This window comes from Vibrio profundum (assembly GCF_050337555.1).
Lineage (GTDB): Bacteria > Pseudomonadota > Gammaproteobacteria > Enterobacterales > Vibrionaceae > Vibrio > Vibrio profundum.
Genome location: NZ_JAKJTA010000037.1, coordinates 1 through 5,586, shown reverse-complemented (window position 1 = coordinate 5,586; position 5,586 = coordinate 1). Strand labels below are relative to the sequence as shown.

Annotated in this window: 4 protein-coding genes and 2 pseudogenes; 2 read left to right on the top strand and 4 right to left on the bottom strand. The window is 42.0% G+C overall.

All coding sequences use genetic code 11. The features are described 5' to 3' along the window. Positions 1 to 191 (top strand): annotated as a pseudogene (locus L4C34_RS20290) (IS5/IS1182 family transposase); the annotation flags it as partial. A gap of 365 nt (positions 192 to 556) precedes the next feature. On the opposite strand, the gene L4C34_RS20285 reads toward L4C34_RS20290, so the two are convergent. Beyond that, positions 557 to 1,357, bottom strand: coding sequence for a substrate-binding periplasmic protein (locus L4C34_RS20285; RefSeq protein ID WP_428791114.1), 801 nt, complete (start codon positions 1,355 to 1,357; stop codon positions 557 to 559). Between the two features lie 514 nt (positions 1,358 to 1,871). Between L4C34_RS20285 and L4C34_RS20280 the strand changes: the two are divergent. Continuing rightward, a pseudogene (locus L4C34_RS20280) lies at positions 1,872 to 2,843 on the top strand (IS110 family RNA-guided transposase). 413 nt (positions 2,844 to 3,256) lie between these two features. Here L4C34_RS20280 and L4C34_RS20275 read toward each other — a convergent pair. The 3 genes from L4C34_RS20275 to L4C34_RS20265 form a co-directional block, all read right to left on the bottom strand. Beyond that, positions 3,257 to 3,751 (bottom strand): methylated-DNA--[protein]-cysteine S-methyltransferase, encoded by a 495-nt coding sequence (locus L4C34_RS20275; protein ID WP_428791113.1) that lies wholly within the window; start codon positions 3,749 to 3,751, stop codon positions 3,257 to 3,259. After that, the gene (locus tag L4C34_RS20270; protein ID WP_428791112.1) at positions 3,748 to 5,124 is read right to left on the bottom strand and encodes a DNA-3-methyladenine glycosylase 2 family protein; all 1,377 of its coding nucleotides are present in this window, start codon (positions 5,122 to 5,124) and stop codon (positions 3,748 to 3,750) included. Before L4C34_RS20270 ends, L4C34_RS20275 begins: the two co-directional genes overlap by 4 nt. A gap of 175 nt (positions 5,125 to 5,299) precedes the next feature. Further along, positions 5,300 to 5,586 (bottom strand): transposase (locus tag L4C34_RS20265; protein WP_428791111.1); only part of this gene is annotated, 287 nt, incomplete at its 5' end.

Below are 5,586 nucleotides of genomic sequence, written 5' to 3'. Positions count from 1 at the left end.
CGTTAACCCAATGGAAAATCGACCCTGGTTACCATGACCGCTCCCTGTCTGAGACGGCCATGTCTCGATACAAAGGACTCACTAGCGGTCAATTGAGTTTAAGGCATTACAACGCTCAAGTCGGTGAGGCACTCGCTAATGTCAAAGCCATGAACAAAGTCATAGGGCTAGGTATGCCTGTTAGACACTAACGGAAGCGGAGCATAGGTAAGATCTGCCTTCAACCTGATTTGTTCAACAACGCCGTTTGTTATACAAAAGCGGTTGTAGTGGATTGAGTAATGCAACAAACCCATTCGTCCACGTTCACGTAAACTTTGGTTGTATTCGTCATAATTAGATTGCCGATAAGTGTGCTTTTTAAAGTGGTGACGTTTGGATAAATTGTGATAATGGGGCATGTATTGAGAGCAAAATACGGTGGAGTCTGCCAAGGATAAAGGAAGGTACGTTCAAATAAAAACTGACCATTAAATAAGCGCCTCAACAACGCCGTTGAGAAGCATATTAACTAAATTCAGTTACACAGAATCTGTTACACCCTCAACATATTAGCTTATTCAAGCTTAGTCTTTAAATCCATTTTTCTATATTTTTCTATTACTGAGTCACGTACTTTTTCTATTTGGTTCCATATTTTGTGTGCCATTTTACTATTTTCTTTATAGTACTCGTGGTTGAACATAAAATAGTATTTTTTTGTCTTAATTGGTGGGCCAATTTTTACAATATTTCCATATTCTGGATGCGATTTAATAATCGGATCAATCGTACCATCCTGAGCTGCATATGCAGATACTCTGCCTGACTGCAGCAGATCTAGGTTTTGCTTTACTGATTTTACTTCATGAACACGAACTCCCATTCTTTTGAGATCTTTGACAACTGAGTATCCCAAATTTGCTCCCACAGTCTTTGCTCCCGTTATCTTTTCACCGTCCCAGGTAACTGAGCTTCCTTGTAATACATAAATATTATAACCAAAAATAAACCCCCATTTAGTCGTATCAAGCTTGCCGTCCTTCATAGGGTAAACACCTTCATTTTGGCGATCTTTACTGAAAGAATAAAACCCTGCCCCGTCCAATGCTCCATTCTGTAAATATTGATGAACCCTTTTATTTGGCAACCTTTTTATATGAATCTCTATATTAAGGTCTTTGGCTACCTGATTTATAATATCAACAGCTATCCCTGGAGGGCTTTCTATCTCATGGCCATCTCCCATTATAGCTGGAAAACTGCTATTATCCTGAAAGCCTATTTGTATAATCTCTGTCTTACTTTCAGCATGACTTATTCTTGTTGTCATTAATAAGATTAATGTAATAGTAAATATTATAATATTTTTACACATACTCTATGACTCCCTAAATCGGCTATAGCCGTTCAACTTAAATTATGGTTGATGTTGAAGTGAAATGCCGCTTTTTTGCTCAGATTGACCCTATCGTGATGTCCTGCTGTGGTAAGAAAAGCGGCATGGTTCAAAAAGGGTTTGTTGCAGTACTCAATGCACTCTGTCTTTTGACGTCATTAAGCTACTCGGTAGCTATCGGGCATTCCAAGTTGGGTAAATAGATTTAATATTGATGCAGCTACGCTTTGTTGATGCGCTCATGTAACCTGATGTATGGAATCCATTCCCTCTTTGCCAAACTACACTCTAGCGAAGGCATCGTGTACTCAAGGGGTTCCATTAGGCGTTGTTGCGTAAAAGAATTTTTCACTAGACATCATAATCAATAAGCGAATTTTAGCTCTTTGGAGGCTGACTTTACGTTCTCACCGAAATAGTGAACAGGCTATAGTTCTAAATCTAAGTACCGAAACTGCGCAATTATGCTTTTACGAAACAACGCCGTTCCATTATGTTAACCAGTAATATTATCAGTATTGATCTAGCAAAAAACAGCTTTCAAGTCTGTCACATCAGTGCTCACGGTGAGTTGCTATCCAATAAAGCTATGAGTCGTGAAAAGCTAAAAGAATTTTTAGCACAGGCTAAACCATCCATCGTTGCGGTAGAGGGTTGTTGTGGATATCATTATTGGGGTCGGTTCGCCCAACAGTTCAACCATAATTTTAGAAAAAATCAATCCTAAAAAGGTTAAAAGCTACGTTGAAGGGCATAATAAGACTGATAAAAATGATGCGCTTGCGATTGCCAATGCCGCTATGCAAATTGGCCTAAAATACAGTAAACCTAAATCGTTAGAACAACAATCTCTTCACTCATTAGAAACCAGCCGTAAGTTTTTGTCTCGTAGTCTCGTATCTCTAGACCAACACATCAGAGGAACACTTTTGGACTATGGGATTGCCAACTCAAAAGGAGAAAAAGGCTTAAAAGCTTCAGCATTAACTGCTGTTAACGGTGAATTAAATTTACCACACAAGATGACCAACGTTATCATTGTATTATGGGAACAATATAAGCAACTTAAAGAAGAGCTTAAACAGCTGGAAAAAGATAAAAATGAACTGGTTCGTCAAATTGAACCCTGTAAACGCCTAATGGCTATAGAGGGTGTAGGAGAAGCCTCTGCATTCGTTGGTCTAACACCCAAACAACATAGCACAGGTGGCAAAACAGTGATGTTGGGTATTGATAAGAGTGGTGGAGTAAAAAACTACGATCCCTGCTCTTTTTAGGTGCCATGGCTTATGTTGGTCGTTTACCAGACGAACCTCGAACACAAAAGGAAGTATGGCTAATTGAAGCGCTTAAGCGTCTGGGGTTCAAGAAAACCTGTATAGCATTAGCAAACAAAACGGTTCGAACGGCTTGGGCATTATTACGGTATGAAGCCAAATATCAATCAGTTCAATTAGTGAACTGATTTTATGTTTTGCAAAAAGATGAAGCAAAAAAGGTAAGACCAACCTGCTGAAAACCTGTTCTTCTCCACAGGCCCATTGAGGGTGAAAACCTGACAAGGACAGTAGGTGCGCAAACATCTAAGGCTAGAAGGTAGCGCCTTCAAAAAAAGCCGTATATACGAACGCATCTTAATTTTTATTGCTTCTTCACTTGCAAATCCATGGATTCCATATAGGAGAAGAGCCCCTAACCTAATCCGCACTTCACTAATTTAAGAGATTGCTCTAACTCATTTTTGTCCAAAAATAAGCTCAATCTGATCACACTTTATTGTCGACGTTTAAGCTTGTTCGTACATATTCACTACAATAAAACGAGCTAACATTAGCTAAAAAGTAAGGTGTACATTATCTGGAATAGCTGCTGTTTTGATCAAAGTTTTTTGTCTACCGACAATTGTATCCCTTCTATTTCCAACAGCTTCTGCTTACGTTCAACCCCACCCGCATATCCGGTAAGCTTGCCATTTTTACCTATCACTCGGTGGCAAGGAACAATAATTGAAACAGGGTTTTTACCATTGGCTGCGCCGGCAGCTCGCACCGCTCTCGGCTTACCGATTGCTGTCGCAATGTCTTGGTAGCTGCACGTTTCACCAAATGGCACCAGCGTGAGAGCGTGCCAAACCGCTTGCTGAAAAGGCGTACCTTGCGCGGCTAAAGGCAGATTGAACTGCTGGCGCTGCAACGCGAAATATTCTGTTAATTGCTTAGTGCATTCTTGCAAAAGTGGGTTTTCCTGATCATGCTCTCCGAGTATTTCAGGTTTGGTAGTACAAGTTTCAAACCAAAGCCCCAGAATACCTTCAGAGTTCGCTTGGATGGTGATCGGCCCTAATGGGCTAGAGATCATGCTATACACATTCATTGTTGGTAATTCCATAGATGATAGGTCGCGTAGCTTCCCCAAGGGGATGCGTTTTCGGCCGTTAATGACGGAAAATGCGTACGGTTGTTCTTCACTACTAAATCATGCTCTAACAAGCAATTTGGCCGAGATTGACCGCGCAAACAAGCGTAACTCACTGTCCATGGGCCAATCCCTTTCAATGCTAACCACTCTTCTGGCTGCACGTCTGGATTGTCTATCATAAACAAAGCAAAACGCTTTAATGTCTCTCTGCGACTACTGGGCATTTTCAAACAACTTAGATCATCGGCGATAATCTGTTCAGATGTCGGGAAAAACAGCTGCTTGTCAGGTTCTGGCGCTAGAGACTTAGCTAACGTATTTAACTGTTTAATCGCAGCATTAACTGAAACTTGCTGACCAAGAATTGCGCGCACGCCCGCTTCCCATAAATTCCAAGTGCCTAACAAACGAAGACCTTTCTGTTGCACAACACCTGTGGCAATTTGTTCGAGGTGGCGCTCAATGAGATCGGTATCGGCATCTAAATCCAACATTCGGCGTACGCCCGATACCAGCGATTGCAACTGCGACGCTTTATCCAACTCAAACGTAATGCTCACAACATTACCTTTCGACGGAACCACTTGAAACCAAGCAGGCGCACCATCAATCATGACATGTCGCTGATAACAATTACCTTGAATCGATTCAATACCCTCAATCGCACGTCGCTGATAAAAATCTAATACTTTCTGCCAGTTCAACGTTCCTTTATACGCCAATTTCAATTGGTTTTCAGATGGCACCCCAGCTCGGATTCCGCGAACTTGTGATGGAGTAAGTTTTAATATTTTTTTAAACGCATCATTGAAGCGGCGGACGCTATTGAACCCAGCAGCAAAAGCAATATCCGCCACTCCCATCGAACTGTCGTGTAGCAGTTGTTTAGCAAATAGCAGTTGTTGATACTGAGCGTACTGTTTAGGCGACATACCAAGATGGCGTTCAAAAAGCTGGCGAAGATAACGATCGCTGATGCCCAATCGCTCGGATAGCTGAACTAAATTTTGTTGCTGTAATTCTCCTGCATCCAATAGTTTCACCGCACGAGAAAACGTCGTTTCTGTGCCCTTCCACGCCCAAGAGTTGGGCGCACTATCAGGACGACACCGCAAACACGGACGATAACCCGACATCACCGCTTGAGCTTTATTAGGAAAATACTCGACGTTTTCCTCTTTAGGCAATCTAGCCGGACAAATCGGCCGACAAAAGATCCCTGTCGACTTCACACCGATAAAAAATTTCCCATCGAAGCGGCTATCGCGTGACAGACGAGCCTCACGACATTGGTCATGCGTTAATGAAGAAAAAAGTTCAGTGTCCATTGAGTGTTTTCACTAGCGAATAAGTATATTTTTATTCTAACCGTAAGCGTGCACTAAAGTAGCCAAATTCGGAACTCAATAGTAGATAAAATTGCGAATACCAGAATCCAGCCCTTCACACGGCGTTGTTGAACAAATCAGGTTGAAGGCAGATCTTACCTATGCTCCGCTTCCGTTAGTGTCTAACAGGCATACCTAGTCCTATGACTTTGTTCATGGCTTTGACATTAGCGAGTGCCTCACCGACTTGAGCGTTGTAATGCCTTAAGCTCAATTGACCGCTAGTGAGTCCTTTGTATCGAGACATGGCCGTCTCAGACAGGGAGCGGTCATGGTAACCAGAGTCGATTTTCCATTGGGTTAACGTGTCATTTTTTAACGCTTTAACCGCTTCGTTTCTTGGGTGCCCATCATCCCAAAAGGCCGCATTTTTACGTGGGGGTATTAATGGCGTTATCCCTT

What these genes read in the sequence shown, in the direction of transcription:
- L4C34_RS20275 (WP_428791113.1), bottom strand. Translation starts at nt 3,751, where the DNA reads ATGAATGTGTATAGCATGATCTCTAGCCCATTAGGGCCGATCACCATC.
- L4C34_RS20270 (WP_428791112.1), bottom strand. Translation starts at nt 5,124, where the DNA reads ATGGACACTGAACTTTTTTCTTCATTAACGCATGACCAATGTCGTGAG.
- L4C34_RS20285 (WP_428791114.1), bottom strand. Translation starts at nt 1,357, where the DNA reads ATGTGTAAAAATATTATAATATTTACTATTACATTAATCTTATTAATG.